Source organism: Haemophilus sputorum CCUG 13788, from assembly GCF_000238795.1.
Classification (GTDB): Bacteria; Pseudomonadota; Gammaproteobacteria; order Enterobacterales; family Pasteurellaceae; genus Haemophilus_A; species Haemophilus_A sputorum.
Window position 1 is genome coordinate 153,795 of record NZ_AFNK01000035.1, and the last position, 17,699, is coordinate 171,493.

Genomic DNA, 17,699 nt, shown 5'->3' on the forward strand with positions numbered 1-17,699 from the left:
TTAAACCTACGCTTAAATAAGGAGCTAAAATGCTTAATTTATCGGCAAAAAATATCCGTTTAAATGGCAGTGCAGCCAATAAAGAAGAGGCGATTAAACAAGTTGCCGCAGGTTTGGTTGCTAACAACCATGTTGCTGAAGGCTATGCGGATGGGATGTTTGCACGCGAACAACAAACCTCCACTTTCTTAGGTAACGGTATTGCTATTCCGCACGGAACTTTAGACACTCGTCATTTAGTTCAAGAAACTGGGGTGCAAATCATTCAATTCCCGCAAGGGGTACAATGGGGTGATGGAAATACAGCTTATGTTGTCATCGGCATTGCAGCAAAATCAGATGAACATTTAACCTTACTACGCCAACTGACTACTGTATTAAGCGACGAAGATGCCGCCGCTGAATTAGCCAAAACCCAAGATATCCAAACCTTTGCTGATATTCTAAGCGGTAAAAAAAGTTTACCAACTCTCTCCCCTCAAACGCTTTCTTTAAACGTAGAAACAAACAGCTTACTCACCCTTGCTGCGATTAACGCAGGCAAATTACAAGAACAAGGCTATGTTGCCTCAAGCTATATCAGCGACACCATTGCGGCTGAACCATTAGCATTAGCAGAAAACTTCTACATTATTGATAGTGCTAAAGGCAATTTAGCTAACAGTATTGCCCTAGCGCGTGCCTCTAACGGAAAAACCTTAATTAGCGTAGCTGCAGTAGATAATAGCTTAGAAAGCACCATCGCCCTATTGCTAAAACCAGAAGTACGCCAACAATTAACGCAAGCAAATGCTGAACAAATCATCGCGATTTTTAATGGACAATCTGTTGAAGTTGCTACGCCTGCACAAGCTAGCGGAGAAGTTATTGGCACCTTTACTGTACGCAATGAAAACGGCTTACACGCTCGCCCAAGTGCAGTGTTAGTTCAAACATTAAAACCATTTGCTGCCAAAATCAACGTAGAAAATCTTGACCGAGGCACTACTCCAGCAAACGCAAAAAGCACGATGAAAGTCGTCGCATTAGGGGCCTCAAAAGGTGCTCGCTTACGATTTGTTGCTGAAGGCGAAGACGCTCAACAGGCAATTGAAGCCCTTGCAAAAGCCTTTGAAAGTGGTTTAGGTGAAAGCGTTTCTTATGTACCTGAAACACCAGATAGCATTGAAGGTGGTGCAGCGGTAACTGCAGCACCTGTCGCCCCACAAGCGGTCGAAAATCACGTACAAAATGCAAATAGCGATAGCCTGGATGCAAGCTTCGTGATTAAAAATGAACACGGTTTACACGCTCGCCCAAGTGCGGTATTAGTAAATGAAGTGAAAAAATATCAAGCCAAAATCGAAGTGCAAAATCTTGATAAAAACTCACCGCTTGTCAGTGCCAAAAGCTTAATGAAAATCGTCGCACTTGGCGCAACAAAAGGCACTACCCTTCGTTTTATAGCTAGCGGTGAAGATGCTCAAGCGGCACTTGATGGCATTGGTGCAGCAATCAATGCTGGCTTAGGTGAATAAGGAGTCGTGTATGACACAACGTATTGCAACCGTAACGCTAAACCCTGCTTTTGACTTGGTTGGTCGACTAACACGTATTGAAATTGGCGAAGTAAACACTGTGGAAACCCTTGGGCTTTATCCTGCTGGAAAAGGGATTAACGTAGCAAAAGTATTAGCTGATTTAGGCACACCACCTACTGTTGCGGGTTTTTTAGGGGAAGAGAATCAAGGCGATTTCGTGCAAAATTTTGCACAAAATGGATTAACGGATCACTTCTATCGCATTGGCGGGAAAACCCGTATTAACGTCAAAATTACCGAAACTGAAGCTGATGTGACTGATTTAAACTTCCTCGGTTTTGAAGTAAGCGCCCAAGATTGGCAGAAATTCATCGAACAATCTGCTACATGGAAAGATCAATTTGATTTAGTTGCGGTGTGTGGCTCTCTACCGCGTGGAATTAGCCCACAACAATTTGCCCAATGGTTAGAATCTTTACATCAGCAAGGTTTAAAAGTAGTGCTAGATAGCTCTAATGCTGCATTAACTGAAGGCTTAAAAGCGCATCCGTGGTTAGTGAAACCCAATCGTCGTGAATTAGAAGTTTGGGCTGACCGTCCACTCAATAGCCGTGAAGAAATTATTGAAGCCGCCGAACAACTGCGCCAGCATGGCATTGAAAATGTGATTATCTCCATGGGCGAACAAGGCTCACTTTGGTTAAATCACGAAGGGGTACTGCAAGCTAAACCGCCACGCTGTGAAAATGTTGTCAGCACAGTAGGCGCGGGAGATTCAATGGTTGCAGGGCTTATTTATGGTTTAGCCCAAGGTTGGGATAAAGAGAAAACCTTACGCTTTGCCAGCGCAACCTCGGCGCTTGCCGTTTCACAAAGTAATGTGGGCATTTCAGATCGTAAAGCGCTTGATACTATTTTTGCGCAAACTGAAATCACCGTTATTTCAAAAAATATTTAAATTTTAAAGCAAGGAACACAGAATGAATCTTTCATTTATTTTCCCTCAATCATTAGGACAAGCTCGCCGCTTCTTAGCAACTGAAGTCTTATCAGCGGCAGCGAAGCAACAAGGTCATCAGGTTGTTGAAAACCAACAAGCTGATTTCGTGGTGCTATTTGATGAACATATTCCAGCCCAAGCTGCAGGCAAACAAGGCGCGGTGTTAGATCTCAATACGGCTTTTGCAAATCCTGAACAAGCCTTAAAACAAGCGGTCGAAAATCCGCAAACTTTTGCTAATGCGACAAACAACAATACGCTTTCTGCAAGTGGCACAAAAAATATTGTAGCCGTGACAGCTTGCCCAACAGGTGTGGCTCATACGTTTATGTCTGCAGAAGCGATTGAACACTATGCGAAAGCGCAAGGTTGGACGGTAAAAGTGGAAACCCGCGGACAAGTGGGGGCTGGTAACCCAATCAGCCCAGAAGAAGTTGCAGCAGCAGATTTAGTTTTTGTTGCAGCAGATATTGATGTGCCATTAGATAAATTTAAAGGCAAATTGATGTATCGCACTTCAACCGGTTTAGCGTTGAAAAAAACCGCACAAGAGTTTGATAAAGCCTTTAAAGAAGCCAAAATCTACGAAGGTGAAAGCCAACAAGCGGCAGCCGAAAGTAAAACCGAAGAGAAAAAAGGCGTGTATAAACACTTAATGACGGGTGTATCGCATATGTTGCCATTAGTCGTGGCAGGTGGTTTGTTAATTGCTATCTCATTTATGTTTGGTATTGAAGCCTTCAAAACTGACGACTTTGCTGGTTTACCAAAAGCCTTAATGGATATTGGCGGCGGCGCTGCTTTCCACTTAATGATTGCGGTTTTTGCTGGCTATGTTGCGTTCTCCATTGCAGACCGTCCAGGTTTAGCGGTTGGTTTAATTGGCGGTATGCTGGCAACAACTGCAGGCGCAGGGATTTTAGGCGGCATTGTAGCGGGCTTCCTTGCGGGTTACACAGTGAAATTCCTTAACCAAATTATCCAACTTCCGCCGAGCTTAACTTCGCTTAAACCGATTTTAATTCTGCCATTATTAGGCTCTGCAATTGTCGGTTTAGCTATGATTTACCTCATCAACCCGCCAGTTAAATCGTTAATGGATGCGTTAGTACACTGGTTAAATACCATGGGACAAACTAACGCTATCATTCTCGGTATCATTTTAGGGACGATGATGTGTGCTGATATGGGTGGCCCAGTTAATAAAGCCGCTTATACTTTCGGTGTGGGGTTAATTGCTTCTCAACAATATATGCCAATGGCAGCCGTGATGGCCGCAGGTATGGTGCCACCAATCGGAATGGCGATTGCCACTTTACTTGCACGCAAAAAATTCAATACGAACCAACAAGATGCGGGTAAAGCTTCATTCGTGTTAGGGTTATGCTTTATCTCAGAAGGTGCGTTACCGTTTGTAGCAGCAGATCCAGTACGCGTCATTATCTCTTCTATTTTAGGGGGCGCAACCGCAGGTGCACTTTCGATGAGTTTAGGGATTACACTACAAGCACCACACGGTGGTTTATTTGTGATTCCATTTGTTTCGCAACCACTGATGTATTTAGCAGCCATTGCAATTGGCTCTTTAATAACTGGCGTAGTGTATGCCACTATCAAACAAAAAGCCGAATAATCTCTCTATCGCAGCGCCTTCTGGCGCTGTTTTTTTTTGCAAAATGTTCTTAAAATCTAACCGCTTGTTGAAAACGCTCTGTTATAATGATGTTCCCTTTTTACCTTGCTAAACGTTATGGAACAGCAAACTTCTTTCACAAACATTTTAGTGGCGATTGCCGCTATTATTATCATTCTTGCGGGGATTAAACTCTCAGGAGAAATTATCATCCCGTTTTTATTATCACTTTTTATTGCGATCATCTGCTCGCCAATTATCAAGCAAATGACCAAACGTGGTATTCCGCTTGGCATGGCAATTAGTTTACTTTTAGGCTTAATTATTCTGATTTTCTTTTTCTTAGCTGGCATGATTAACGCAGCTATTACAGAATTTACCGCCTCTATTCCGCAATATAAAACGTTATTACTTACCCGCTTACAAAGCATAGCAGAACTGGCACAACGCTTTAACATTCCGTTAGATATTCATCCTAACGACATTGCCCAACATTTCGATCCAAGCAATGTCATGAACTGGGTTAGCCGCTTATTACTCGGTTTTTCTAGCGCACTTTCCAACATTTTTATTATTTTGTTGGTAGTGATTTTTATGCTGATTGACTCACCTAATTCAAAATATAAAATTGCCGTGGCAATGAGTCCGGATGATGATCTTTCAAATGAAAAATTTTATATCGATCAGGTACTTAACGGCGTGATAGGTTATTTAGGCGTAAAAACTACCATGAGTTTACTCACCGCTATTTGTATTTGGTTGTTGCTCACTATTGTCGGCGTGCAATATGCAGTCTTGTGGGCGGTGCTGGGCTTCTTATTAAATTATATTCCAAGTATTGGTTCTATTTTGGCTGCCATTCCTATTATTCTTCAAGCCTTACTACTTAATGGCTTTACTGAAGGAATTATTGTGCTAGTTGGTCTTGTAGTTATTAACGTGCTCATCGGGAATATCATTGAGCCTAAAATCATGGGTAAACGACTTGGGCTTTCAATTTTAGTGGTCTTCCTCTCTTTACTCTTCTGGGGCTGGCTACTAGGTACGGTGGGCATGCTGCTTTCCGTTCCACTAACCATGGCGCTAAAAATGGGGCTGGAATCTAACCCAACTACTCGCCGTTATGCCATTTTGTTAAGTGATACCGAAGAGATACAAAACAAAATGCATTAACCGCTTGACGATTAACAAAGCGTTGCTAAAATAAGCAACGCTTTTTTATTGAAAAAGCACGTTCGGATGAAGGTAGCTGGAGATAAGCGAATCAACGCTTAACCGACGAGGTAAAATCTTTCAGGTGCATAGCAATATGTAAGGACAGTTACTGGACGAACCCTTGGAGAGATCCAATCGCTCATTTTAATCAGAATATAGAGCGAAAATGGACGCCGAAGGCGCAAATTCATAGCTTTGAATGAAACGCTCAGGCAAAAGGACAGGGGAGAAAAGTACCATTCACTTGCAAGCGGTAAGATTTTGCAAATTTTTTGCAAAAATCGCCCGCTTTGCGTCGCTTTTCTTTCCTTGTATAAAAGGGATTACCCATCATTACGAGGAACTTACTACATGTCATTGCATGATACGCTTAGCGCCATCAGCAGTTTTATTTGGGGCGCACCATTACTCATTTTAATTTCCTGTGTTGGAATTTATTTGACTTTCGCGCTTCGCGGCATTCAAATCACTCAGCTTGTTAGAGCTTTCATTTATATGTTTAAGCCGGAAAAAGGCGAAGGACAAAGTGGCGATATTTCCGCTTTTGCTGCCCTTTCTACCGCGCTTGCAGCCACTATTGGCACAGGTAACATCGTTGGGGTGGCGACAGCCATTTATCAAGGTGGCCCGGGTGCGCTTTTTTGGATGTGGCTGATTGCCGTATTTGGCATGGCAACTAAATATGCTGAAGGTGTACTCGCCATTAAATACCGTGGCAAAGATCGCGCTGGTTATATTGCGGGTGGCCCAATGTATTACATTGAAATGGGCATGGGTAAAAAATGGCGTTGGCTTGCAAAAATGTTTGCCTTTTTTGGTGTGATGGTGGCATTAGTCGGTATCGGTACTTTTCCACAGGTCAACGGGATTACCGAATCTATCTCAATGACCTTTCATTTACCTATTCCACTAATTTCTATCGTCCTAACGCTAGTTGTCGCAGCCATTATTCTAGGTGGGGTAAAACGGATTTCTAAAATTGCGATGGTTGTGGTGCCATTTATGGCGGTTGCTTATGTGGTAATTGGTATTACTATTCTTGCGCTCAATGCAGAAAAAATCCCAAGTGCGATTTCGCTTATCGTACAAGCTGCATTTGATCCACAAGCCGCATTAGGTGGTGCCTTTGGTTTTACCATGATGAAAGCGATTCAACTTGGGGTCGCGCGTGGTATCTTTTCTAATGAAGCTGGTTTAGGTTCTGCCCCGATTGCAGCAGCCGCAGCACAAACGAAAGAACCAGTACGCCAAGGCTTAATCTCGATGACTGGCACATTCTTAGACACCATTATTGTATGTAGCGTAACCGGTTTAGTGATTGTCATTACTGGTGCATGGCAAGGTACTGCAAAAGGTGTCGAACTCACGAATATTGCCTTTAATCAAGGGCTTGGCAGCCAATTAGGCGGCTCAATTGTTAGTATTGGTTTAGTCTTTTTCGCGTTTACTACCATTTTAGGTTGGTGTTATTACGGCGAACGTTGCTTAGTTTACCTCACAGGCGGTCGCACTAAAGGGATTAAATTCTACCGTATGCTCTTTATTTTACTGATTGCCTTTGCACCATTTTTACAACTTGAAACCATTTGGGCGATTGCTGACATTGTTAATGGCTTGATGGCATTCCCGAACCTCATTGCTTTAGTGGCATTACGTAAAGTGATTATTGGTGAAACCCGCGATTATTTCCAACGCTTGAAAAAAGGAGAAATCGCCTAATTTGGCAATATCCATTAAAATGTGGGCGCGCTTGCCCACATTTTTTCTGCATACCATTATGAGAAAATTACACACGTTTATTCTATTATTCAGTTTATTTTTTTCCGCATTTTGTGTCGCACAATCACCTAGTCGAAGTTTTGAATGTAAAGTCGTCGGCATTAGTGATGGCGATACCCTCACTTGCCTTTTTGAACGGAAACCTATTAAGGTTCGACTTCTACATATTGATGCTCCTGAATCTCGTCAAGCTTTCGGAAATCGAGCAAAACAAACGCTCGCAGAACTTGTCTTTAAAAAGCATGTAAAAGTCATTAGCAAAGGTTACGATAAATATGACCGCTTGTTAGCGGAAGTTTACGAGAGTAACCAAAATATCAACCTCATTTTAGTTGAAAAAGGAATGGCTTGGGCTTATTCAAAAAGCCTACCCATTTATGAACAAGCAGAAGCCAATGCTCGGCAAAATCGAATCGGCTTATGGCAAGATGCAAATCCCATTTCACCTAGCGATTGGCGTAAACAACAAAGAGCTCAACCTACTTTAGAAAATGGCTTTTCAACAATCAATACGCGTCCACAAGCCATCAACTGCCAAGCTAAATTAAGTTGTAATGATTTTCGTGATTTTGACAGCGCGAATCGGTATTTCCAAGCTTGTCATGCAAAAGATATGGATGGCAATCGCGATGGTATTCCTTGCAATCGACTTTATCGCAAACAGCAACGCCCATAGAGAGGCATTATGAACACAACATTTCGCCAACATTTTCCTTTTTTTAGTCAATCAGCTCATTGGACTTATTTAGACTCAGCCGCGACAACCTTAAAACCACAAGTGTTAATTGATAGCACCGCTGCGTTTTATGCATCTGCTGGTTCGGTACATCGCAGCCAATACGACTATACTCAAACCCAACAATATGAACGCGCGCGCGACTTAGTCGCACAACGTTTTAACGTAGAAAAACGTGAGGCAGTGGTTTGGACAAGTGGCACCACGCATGCAATTAACCTCGTCGCCCAAGGCTTAGAAGAGGATATTCACGCCGGCGATGAAATTATTATTTCTGTTGCCGAACACCATGCTAACTTCATTCCTTGGCAGCAACTTTGTTTACGCAAACAAGCAAAATTGATTGTGTTACCACTTAATGCCGCCTATCAAATTGATGAAAGCACACTGCAAGCAGCCCTTTCTGAGAAAACCAAATTGGTTGCCTTTAATTTAGTGTCGAACATTACTGGTGTGCGCCAACCTGTTGAACAGCTTATTCCGATTATTCGCGCTAATTCAAAAGCAAAAATTTTACTTGATATTGCTCAAGCCGTCTGTTCGGAAAAAGTCGATGCACAGCGATTAGATGCCGACTTTTATGCGTTCTCGGCACATAAAATGTATGGCCCAAACGGAGTAGGCGTGCTTACAGGCAAATGGCAAAGTTTAAATCAATTACGACCGCTTTTTTATGGCGGAAAAATGCTGACCTCTGTTTCAACTGAACAGCTCACCTTAGCAGAATTACCTTATCGATTAGAAGCTGGCACGCCGAATATTGCTGGAATCATTGGCTTTGGCGCCGTACTTGCTTGGCTCAATGAGTGGGATTTTGAAATGCTCAATCAATCGCTTTATATGCTAGTTGAGCAAGCTTACAAGCGGTTAAAAAATTATGCTGATTTGCAAATCATTGGCTCACAACATAGCCCGACTATCAGCTTTATTTTTAAACATCAGCATCATGCAGATATTGCTGCCATTCTCGCTGAACAGCAGATTGCGATTCGTGTAGGAGAACATTGCGCCAAACCGTATCTACATTACTTAAAACAAAGTGGCACGCTACGACTTTCTTTGGCACATTACAATAATGAAGCTGATCTCAATGCCTTTTTTAATGCCTTAGATCAGGCCTTGGATATTTTAGCGTCTTAAGTTAAAAAAAGCCGAAAATATGCTAAAATGCCTAATACGAACAAGGTATTGATTGCACCAATTTACTAATATTTTGAAAATTAAATTTTGAGGATATTCCCATGGCTAAAGAAATTAAAAAGATTGCCGTACTTACTAGCGGCGGTGATGCACCTGGCATGAACGCTGCTATTCGCGGTGTTGTTCGTGCTGCTCTAAACGAAGGTTTAGAAGTTTGTGGCATACAAGACGGCTATTATGGTTTATGTGAAGGGCATGTTATTCCACTTGACCGTCGCTCAGTATCAGAAACCATCAACCGCGGCGGTACGTTCTTAGGTTCAGCACGTTTTCCACAATTTAGAGAATACGAAGTTCGTAAACAAGCGGTAGAAACACTAAAAAAACATAATATTGATGCATTAGTAGTTATCGGCGGCGATGGTTCTTACATGGGCGCAAAATTATTAACTGAAGAATTTGGTTATCCTTGCATTGGATTACCAGGCACGATTGATAACGACATTGTGGGAACTGATTACACTATCGGTTACCAAACCGCATTAGAAACCGCGCTTGAAGCAATCGACCGTTTACGTGATACATCAAGCTCGCACCAACGTATTTCTATTGTTGAAATCATGGGTCGTCATTGTGGCGATTTAACTATTAGTGCAGCGCTTGCCGGCGGTTGTGAATACATTGTCGTACCAGAGAAAGGGTTAGATAAAGAATCGCTCATGCGTAACATTGATAATGGCTTTAAAAAAGGTAAACGCCACTCTATCATTGCAATTACTGAGTTGATGACTGATGTGCACCAATTAGCACGCGAAATCGAAGAACGCTTTGGACACGAGACTCGTGCAACCGTATTAGGTCACACCCAACGTGGTGGTTCACCTTGTGCTTTCGACCGTATTTTAGCTTCTCGCATGGGCGTTTATGCGGTGGAATTATTACTACAAGGTTACGGCGGTCGTTGTGTGGGCATCCAAAATGAGAAATTGGTTCACCATGATATCGTTGACGCTATCAAAAATATGCGTCGTCCATTTAAAGAAGAGCTATTTGAAGCATCTCGCAAATTATTCTAATCTTAAAAACTTATCACAAGCGGTTGAAAAACCGCTTTTTTTTACGCATAATTCCGACTAATATTATCAATCATCATTCTCATTATGCAGTATTCTAAACCGGTTATTTCCAACCAACACGGTGCGTTGGTCATGGCTCTCTTACCATTTTTATACGCACAATTTGCTGAACATCACCAGGCTGGTTTTTACCATCTTTCCTTCGGTCTTTCTTGGTTTTTACTTTATTTATTCTCTTATCCTTTTTTTGCAAATATTAGTAAAAAACCGACCGCTAGAAACCGTCAATGGACAATTATTTATTTTGCGTTAAGCCTAATAAGTGCATTACCTGCCCTTTTCTATCAACCTCGACTCCTCTATTTTATTCTGCCAATGCTGCCACTAGGACTCATTCAATTTTATTTTGCGAAAAAGCGAGATGAACGAAATTTACTCAATGATATTGCCGGCATCCTGACTTTTGGCATTATTGGTATTGCAAATGGCTTTTTAGCTAGCGATACGCTGAATTTTCACTATCTACTCCATCCTAGCCTATTTTTTATTGCCACAACTTTTTATATTAAAAGTATGGTAAGAGAACGGAAAAATCCGCTATATATGGAGCTTAGCATTGCACTACATTTAGTATTCGCATACCTTTATTGGGAAATCGGCTTTATCGCACTTTTTGCGGTTTACTTATTTGCGCTCGGGCGCAGTATTATCGTGCCAAGCCTAAGTTGGAATGTAAAACAAATCGGTATGTTTGAATTTTTAACTTATCTACTTTTACTCATTGCACTGATAATCAGCGGTTAAACGAAAGAGGGAAATGTTTGCGCATTTCCCTCTTTGCCTGATTAAAAAAATGATTTGAACCACATCTATCCATTCCAGAAATAGCGAATGATATGGAAGAAAATTGGTGCTGAGAAACAAACAGAGTCCATTCTGTCAAGCATGCCACCATGTCCGTTGATCATTTTACCCCAGTCTTTTACCCCGTGATCGCGTTTAATAGCAGACATGACTAACCCGCCTAAAAAGCCCATGATACAGACGATCAACCCAATCAATCCAGCTTGCCAATAAGTAAATGGGGTTATCGGCGCCATGAGCATTGCAACCAACGTTGCAGAAAGGATGCCTCCAACTGTACCAGAAATCGTTTTAGAAGGAGAAAGCCTTGGCATAATTTTTGGTCCACCGACTAATTTTCCCCAAATGTATTGCAATACGTCGCTAGATTGCACGGTCGCAATCATAAAAATCACTAATAAAATGTTATTTTCAGGGGAGAAATTCTCTAAATTAAGAAACAACAGTGCTGGTACATGCGAAATACAGAAAATACAACTCATCGCCATCCATTGTGTTTTAGCCATACGCGCCAGAAATTGTTCTGTATTACCGCTAAAACTACCCACAATCGGCAACAACAAAAAGCCATAAACCGGAATAAAGATAGAGAACATGCCATACCACTGCTCAATCACGAAATAATACTGAATCGGCAATAATAGATAAAAGCAAGTCACCATACTGTAATAGTCACAGCTTTTGCGATAAATCACAGTCATAAATTCCCGCAATGCAATAAAAGAAATTAAGAAAAACAGAATGGTCGCGCCAATTCTGCCAAATAGGAAAGCGATAAATAATACGCCTGTCATCACCCACCAAGCGTTAATGCGCGCGACTAGGTTAGTAATCGTGCTATTTTCTTCGCCATATTTTCGAGTAAGTAATTTACCGATAGCGCTGGCAATAATTAACAAACCGAATACGACAACAAAAATAAAATTGGCTTGAGCTAACATTTTTCACTCTCCTTTTTAGCATTTGGATCTAACGCTAACAACGCATTACGCGTACGTTCGAGAAATGCCTGCTTCTCTTCATTTTCAGCTAATTTTAACGATTCGCCAACATGTATGTCGCACAATAACGGAATCGGCAACCACTTACCTTTAGGTAACACGCGATTAATGTTATCTATCCAAATTGGTACAAACTCAACATCTGGATTTTGCTGAGCAAGATGATAAATGCCGGATTTAAAGGGTAACAATTGCTGGGACTCATCGGTATTTCGAGTGCCTTCTGGAAACAGAATTAACGAATGCTGCTTCAAAGCATCACTCATCGTTTGAACAGCCTGCTCAGGATGTTCACTCTGGCGAGGAATCAGCACACCATTAAAAACTTGATGAATAATAAAACGGCGTAAAGCATTTTTCTGCCAATACTCCTGTGCAGCCACTGGGCGAGTAACCATTCGGCATGCTTGCGGAAGGGATACCCACACCAGCATAAAATCTCCATGGCTACTATGATTGGCGTAATAAACTTTTTTATTAGGGGTGAAAGGAAATTGTTTTTCTGATTGCGGGCGAATTCCTGTGAGGAAAGATACGAAAAAACATAATCCGCTATCAATTAGCCGTGCGAATAAACGTGAGAAAAATTGCATACTTCCTCCTAAATAAGCCATAACCCAAGCTGAGCCAAGGTGGCAAACAAAGCTCTATACCACAAGCGAATCGCGCCTTTAGCACGTTCTGTGACACTACGTGCCTTGGTCTGTTTTAGCAAGCCCAATATGACCAACGTACGATCAAATTCGTTGAAATTTTGGCTATTGGCAAAAATACGTTGGTCAAAATCAAGACGAATATGCAAATAAAGCAAAGCTACCGCTAATAACAGATTGAAAACAATACAATGCTCTTTAATTAGGCTTGCTATCAACAAAACTAAATTTAGTAGTGCCATATAACGTGCGGTTGCCAAAAAATATACCGTTGTTTTAATTGTAGTTTGTTCAAATTCCATTTTTTGTCTCTAGATGAAATTGCTGACTTGCCAGCTCAATCCGCTCGCAAACCCCTATGAGAAATAGCCATTTTAGGGTGAGCCATTCGGACTGTATTTATCGCTTGTTCGAGGTTAGTTGCTCTATTAGTCGCTAACAACCATGTCAGCACGACCGCAGCACTGCGCCCATAACCTAATTCACAAGCTACGAGTACCTGTTTATTTTCTGTTTGCAAGCGGTCTAATTTACGGGCTGCTTGGCAAAGTTCATTTGCACTTGGTGGCACTAAATCTAACATTAAAGCTATTCAAAACTTCGAGTCTAAACTACACTTGAAGTAAAGGTCGTTTGTTCTACACTAAGAAATTTTTAGTATCTTATTAGTTTTATTTATTTTAAAACAAATGATACGTACAGTTCCTGATTTCTTAGACTATCCAAATATTTTCTAGCAGTCATGACACTTTCATTTTGAACATTGCCATCGTAATACCAATTATCGTATGTATGTTCAAAATTATCATCTGCTTTTCGATATATGTCACCACCTAGAATAAAAAGATTCAAGCCATCAAGAATAGCTAAAACCCTAATAGATAATTTTATTGGAATGATGACTGTATTTTCTCCCTGTTTAAATAAGCTGAATCCATTATTCATGTAAATGTTAATTAATTCGTTCATTATTATATATTCTCTATCTTAGTTAAGTCACTTTTACTTTAAGCAGTTCGAAAATCAAGTCTAACTCAGAAACTATTATTGATTTATAATGATTCAAAAGTAAGAAACCCGCTTAATTTTGCCATATAACTTTATTATCAGAACCAAAAGTAATTTTCTTAATAGGTTTTTCAATGATAATTTCTTTATTCAAATCACCTGAATACTTACCCTTTGCTAATGCCTCAAACAAAACAATATTTAATTCATCATCATGAATTGTTATTTTGCTATCTGATATTCCCATTGCACTATTTCCTAATAAACCAGTTAAGTGAATTTTTCTATTCCCTTTCATTTCAGTAACGGAAATTTTAAAATTCCAAATATCATCAAATTTAATTTCATGATTAGCTAGCACAATGTTAGATAGCAATAACCCCATCACACCTAATAAAATCACCTTGATTTTCATAATACACCTTTCCATACTGATAGAATGAACAAAAACTATTTAGAGTCTAAACTCACTGAGATTTATCTTATCAAGATATTGTTTATATCCACATCTCTAAAATTTAGATTATAATAATTTTTTGTGCGATTTTGTTTAAATTTGGGGCTTTGTGCAACTGCTACATAATACCGTTAAATTTGACCGCACTTTTTTTATGATATTTTTAAAACACTAAAACCTATTCATTTCATAAGCTGAACGTAGAACTCTGTAATCCTCAAGACGATCTCCTAAATAAGCCACAATCCCAGCTGAGCTAAGGTTGGAAAGAAAGCCCTATACCACAAGTGAATCGCACCTTTAGCGCGTTCTGTGACACTACGGGTCTTGGTCTGTTTGAGCAAGCCCAATGTGACCAAAGTACGATCAAATTCGTTGAAATTTTGACTATTGGCAAAAATACGTTGGTCAAAATCAAGACGAATATGCAAATAAAGCAAAGCTACCGCTAATAACAGATTGAAAAAAATACAATGCTCTTTAATTAGGCTTGCTATCAACAAAACTAAATTTAGCACCGCCATATAACGTGCGGTCGCTAAAAAATGTGCGGTTGTTTTAATTGTAGTTTGTTCCAGTTCCATTTTTTGTCTCTATATGAAATTGCTGACTTGCTAACTCAATCCGCTCGCAAACAGTGTGAGAAATTGCCATTTTCGGACGAACGCGCTTAACGGTATTGATTGCTTGTTCTAGATTTGACACTCTGCCGGTGGCAAGCAGCCATGTCAGCACCACCGCAACACTACGCCCATACCCCAATGCGCAAGCCACCAGCACTTGTGCATTTTCAGCCTGCAAGCGATCTAATTTGCGAGCAGCTTGGCAAATTTCATTGACACTTGGCGGCACCAAATCGAGCATTAAGGCCTGTTCATAAACATAAGGTAGTTTGCAACAAGGAAGTTCTGCGCAGCAATCCAATACCGCATCAAACTGACGGCTTATGGTAATGCTTCCTACAAAAACGCCATCACAGACGACCGCACTTTTTGCCTTGCCTTGCAACCAATACACAATGTTTAATCTTGCCCCCAGTAGATAAGGCAAAAATAAAGCGATACTGCCTGCCGTCAATTTTCCGTTTAACTGTTTTTGAAAAATTGCTACACCTCGCCAATAAGCCATTGCAACCAAGCCAAGCGCTATTGCAGCCCATAAGCACCAAAGCCATCCACCGCCTAAGCAAGCGAGCCCAATACAAGCGATTGCACCCAATAAATAAAAGCGCATCAATCGATGGTGAGAAGCGGTCAGATTTTGTGAAGATTTTGCAAAAATCGGAGATGGTTGGTTTTCCGGTAGCAACCACAACACGCCAAAACCAGCAACAGCACCTGTAGGTAAATCTAAAAAATGATGCTGGTAGGTGGTTAAAATCGAAAGCGCAATTAGCCCAAACCATAGGCAAAGTGGTATTCGCCATTTCGGGAAATGGCGCCAATAAAACGCGCCAACTACAACAGTTAGAATAATGTGTAGGGAGGGAGCCTGATTATAAGGCTGGTCAAAACCCGCTAACGACTCAAATAAAAAACCAGCAACGCCCGAAGTTTCGGGTTTCTGCCACGTTATTTGTAACGGGAAAAGCAAAAATCCCGCTACGGCAATTGCTTGAGCAAGTAATAATCGAGCAACATAATGGCGTAGTTGTGTGCGATTTCGGCTCAGAAAAAAAGCCAAGGCGTACAGCAAATTCAGCGACCAATAAGGGACAATTGTCCATGCTACAAATTGAATATGTTGCTCCCAAGCAAACACTATTTCCGGTACGTTCTCACGCAATGCGGTGAGATAGTTCGTCAAACCGTAGCTGACATAGAACAATACACCGACACCAAGCAGATACCCCAAGCGGGTTTTGTAATTTAGCATTAAATTTTAACCGCTAGACTCACGGTAAAAATGCCATCTTCATCAATCCATTGATGGATTTTTCTAAAACCGGCTTTTTCTACCAATTGATCCATTTCTTGCTGGCTACGACGGCGCATAACCCAATTTGGACTTCCCTCTTTGTGACTGGTTAAGCATCGGGCAATCAATTCCAATTGTGGATGCCAAGGCTGTCCGGTATAAATCAGATAGCCACCTGTCTCAATTGCTGTCCCGAAACCATTGAGAGAATGCATAATCAAATCATTATCGGCAAACAGTTCATGTAAGCCTGAAACGATCCCTAAAGTAGGACGAGGGGTTAACGCTTGATAATTAGCAGGATCAAAAGCATTCACTTCATCAAAGGAGACGATCTCTTGCAAGCCACGCTCAACAATCAACTTACGTCCTGCAGTAACGTTAATTGGGCTGTAATCACGCAAACGCACTGAATTCGGATGATTTTCGGCAGTTAATGCATCCAACACATAACGCCCGTGGCCGGATGCAATATCCAATACATCAACTGGTTTACCCACCTCACGCAATTTAGTCATTGCTAGATTAATTGCCTTGGCGATATTTGCCTTACGTTGACGAATGCCCCGCCAGCCTATGGCATTTAAGTAATTTTTATCGACCAACCGCCCAAAGGTGTTTGTGCCTTGTGGCTGGTTTTGATAAACATAATCCAAAGTACTACCGGAATCGTAGCCCGTTTCTTGACCAATACGTAATCCCTCACTCCAACGTGAACCGAGCTTCATCAATGCGCGATAACTGGCCCAAAATAATCCACGTGGTGAATAAGGCGATAGTGGCGTGGCTAATTCATCCGCCTCTACCCGACTTGGACCGGCAATATGGGCTTGAGTACAATCGATAGTTTGTAATGGCGCCTCAAAGCGTTCACGAATAAAACGTCGCATTGGCTCAAACACAAGGTGATTATTCTGTTCGCCTAAAGTATCGTGATAGAAACCCGACATCACATGGCGTTCTTTGATGTGACTTGCGAGGTGATTATAAAAATCATGCTGTGGCTTGTGATGCACAACCCAATCGGCACCAGAAATAAAAAGTTGAATTGGCGTCGTAATCGCTTGAGCATCAGCCACTATACGTTCGGCGGCCTCATATAAGCCTAATAAAATACGGGCGGAAATGGCGCGGGTAATCAACGGATCTTGATTAAAACTCTCTTGATGATCCTTGTTGTGAGTAAGGTAATGGGCTTTCACATAGCTATTTACAAAGAAATTGCCCTTCACTTTAGACCATAATGCCAACCCTTGACGTGCAAAGGGCACATAAAGCTTCACTTTGAATGCTGGGGAGGCCAGCACAGCACAACGGATTTTAGGCGCATAATCATGTAACCAAGTGGACACCAATACTGCACCCACGCTTTGTGCGATCACACAAATATTTTCCTGAGGGATTTGATATTCCTGTTCAATATGTTGCATAAAGGCTTGAATATCAGAAACCGAAGTACCAAAACTTGGACTATCTCCGCGCTCACCTGGACTGTTACCGTGCCCACGGGCATCCCATGCGAAATAGGCAAAATCATCAAAACCTAACTCGTCTGCCACAAACATCATTCTTCCTGAATGTTCATGCCCACGATGAAATAGCACAATCGCCTTATCATTGCGCCCATCTTTGGCAGGGCGATAGCGATAAAATAATTCAGTATTATCTGCCGTTTTGAAGAATTTTTGTTGTTCAGTCAT

18 protein-coding genes and 1 riboswitch are annotated in these 17,699 nt (G+C 41.3%); of the genes, 9 read left to right on the top strand and 9 right to left on the bottom strand.

Annotation, left to right across the window (positions count from 1 at the left end; genetic code table 11):
* Window positions 1-29 precede the first annotated feature (29 nt).
* The 9 genes from fruB to HSP_RS0105685 all read left to right on the top strand — a co-directional run bounded on the left by fruB (window position 30) and on the right by HSP_RS0105685 (window position 10,903).
* Window positions 30-1,517 (top strand): fused PTS fructose transporter subunit IIA/HPr protein, encoded by a 1,488-nt coding sequence (gene fruB / locus HSP_RS0105645; RefSeq protein ID WP_010129355.1) that lies wholly within the window; start codon window positions 30-32, stop codon window positions 1,515-1,517.
* A gap of 10 nt (window positions 1,518-1,527) precedes the next feature.
* The gene (gene fruK / locus HSP_RS0105650) at window positions 1,528-2,478 is read left to right on the top strand and encodes a 1-phosphofructokinase (RefSeq protein ID WP_010129356.1); all 951 of its coding nucleotides are present in this window, start codon (window positions 1,528-1,530) and stop codon (window positions 2,476-2,478) included.
* Between the two features lie 22 nt (window positions 2,479-2,500).
* Complete coding sequence (locus tag HSP_RS0105655) at window positions 2,501-4,153, top strand: fructose-specific PTS transporter subunit EIIC (RefSeq protein ID WP_010129357.1); 1,653 nt, start codon at window positions 2,501-2,503, stop codon at window positions 4,151-4,153.
* 117 nt (window positions 4,154-4,270) lie between these two features.
* A complete protein-coding gene (locus HSP_RS0105660) occupies window positions 4,271-5,326 on the top strand; it encodes an AI-2E family transporter (protein WP_010129359.1) in 1,056 nt (351 codons plus the stop codon).
* Between the two features lie 153 nt (window positions 5,327-5,479).
* A riboswitch (glycine riboswitch) is annotated at window positions 5,480-5,602 on the top strand.
* Between the two features lie 117 nt (window positions 5,603-5,719).
* A complete protein-coding gene (locus HSP_RS0105665; RefSeq protein ID WP_007523233.1) occupies window positions 5,720-7,087 on the top strand; it encodes an alanine/glycine:cation symporter family protein in 1,368 nt (455 codons plus the stop codon).
* A gap of 58 nt (window positions 7,088-7,145) precedes the next feature.
* Entirely contained in the window at window positions 7,146-7,823 is a 678-nt protein-coding gene (locus HSP_RS0105670; RefSeq protein ID WP_010129360.1) for a thermonuclease family protein, read from the top strand.
* A gap of 9 nt (window positions 7,824-7,832) precedes the next feature.
* On the top strand, window positions 7,833-9,023 hold the full coding sequence (locus HSP_RS0105675) for an aminotransferase class V-fold PLP-dependent enzyme (RefSeq protein WP_010129361.1): 1,191 nt from the start codon (window positions 7,833-7,835) through the stop codon (window positions 9,021-9,023).
* A 101-nt stretch (window positions 9,024-9,124) separates the two neighbouring features.
* Window positions 9,125-10,099 (top strand): 6-phosphofructokinase, encoded by a 975-nt coding sequence (gene pfkA, locus HSP_RS0105680; RefSeq protein WP_007523004.1) that lies wholly within the window; start codon window positions 9,125-9,127, stop codon window positions 10,097-10,099.
* An 84-nt stretch (window positions 10,100-10,183) separates the two neighbouring features.
* Complete coding sequence (locus tag HSP_RS0105685) at window positions 10,184-10,903, top strand: YwiC-like family protein (protein WP_029495218.1); 720 nt, start codon at window positions 10,184-10,186, stop codon at window positions 10,901-10,903.
* Window positions 10,904-10,968: 65 nt separating this feature from the next.
* On the opposite strand, the gene HSP_RS0105690 is transcribed toward HSP_RS0105685, so the two are convergent.
* The 9 genes from HSP_RS0105690 to HSP_RS0105730 form a co-directional block, all read right to left on the bottom strand.
* Window positions 10,969-11,904 carry a phosphatidate cytidylyltransferase gene (locus tag HSP_RS0105690; RefSeq protein WP_007523112.1) on the bottom strand — a complete coding sequence of 312 codons (936 nt, stop codon included), beginning with the start codon at window positions 11,902-11,904 and terminating at the stop codon, window positions 10,969-10,971.
* The gene (locus HSP_RS0105695) at window positions 11,898-12,557 is read right to left on the bottom strand and encodes a lysophospholipid acyltransferase family protein (protein ID WP_007523244.1); all 660 of its coding nucleotides are present in this window, start codon (window positions 12,555-12,557) and stop codon (window positions 11,898-11,900) included. The genes HSP_RS0105690 and HSP_RS0105695 overlap by 7 nt, the downstream gene beginning before the upstream one ends.
* An 8-nt stretch (window positions 12,558-12,565) precedes the next feature.
* Window positions 12,566-12,919, bottom strand: a complete 354-nt coding sequence (locus HSP_RS0105700; protein WP_007523106.1) for a hypothetical protein — start codon at window positions 12,917-12,919, stop codon at window positions 12,566-12,568.
* A gap of 35 nt (window positions 12,920-12,954) precedes the next feature.
* Entirely contained in the window at window positions 12,955-13,200 is a 246-nt protein-coding gene (locus HSP_RS0105705; RefSeq protein ID WP_007523235.1) for a dual specificity protein phosphatase family protein, read from the bottom strand.
* A 92-nt stretch (window positions 13,201-13,292) separates the two neighbouring features.
* Window positions 13,293-13,586, bottom strand: coding sequence for an Imm40 family immunity protein (gene imm40, locus HSP_RS0105710; RefSeq protein ID WP_010129362.1), 294 nt, complete (start codon window positions 13,584-13,586; stop codon window positions 13,293-13,295).
* Window positions 13,587-13,698: 112 nt separating this feature from the next.
* Entirely contained in the window at window positions 13,699-14,040 is a 342-nt protein-coding gene (locus HSP_RS0105715; RefSeq protein ID WP_007523067.1) for a hypothetical protein, read from the bottom strand.
* Window positions 14,041-14,312: 272 nt separating this feature from the next.
* Window positions 14,313-14,666 carry a hypothetical protein gene (locus tag HSP_RS0105720; protein ID WP_010129365.1) on the bottom strand — a complete coding sequence of 118 codons (354 nt, stop codon included), beginning with the start codon at window positions 14,664-14,666 and terminating at the stop codon, window positions 14,313-14,315.
* Window positions 14,641-15,957, bottom strand: a complete 1,317-nt coding sequence (locus tag HSP_RS0105725; protein ID WP_007525947.1) for a phosphatase PAP2/dual specificity phosphatase family protein — start codon at window positions 15,955-15,957, stop codon at window positions 14,641-14,643. Before HSP_RS0105725 ends, HSP_RS0105720 begins: the two co-directional genes overlap by 26 nt.
* Complete coding sequence (locus tag HSP_RS0105730) at window positions 15,957-17,699, bottom strand: bifunctional alpha/beta hydrolase/class I SAM-dependent methyltransferase (RefSeq protein WP_007525973.1); 1,743 nt, start codon at window positions 17,697-17,699, stop codon at window positions 15,957-15,959. Before HSP_RS0105730 ends, HSP_RS0105725 begins: the two co-directional genes overlap by 1 nt.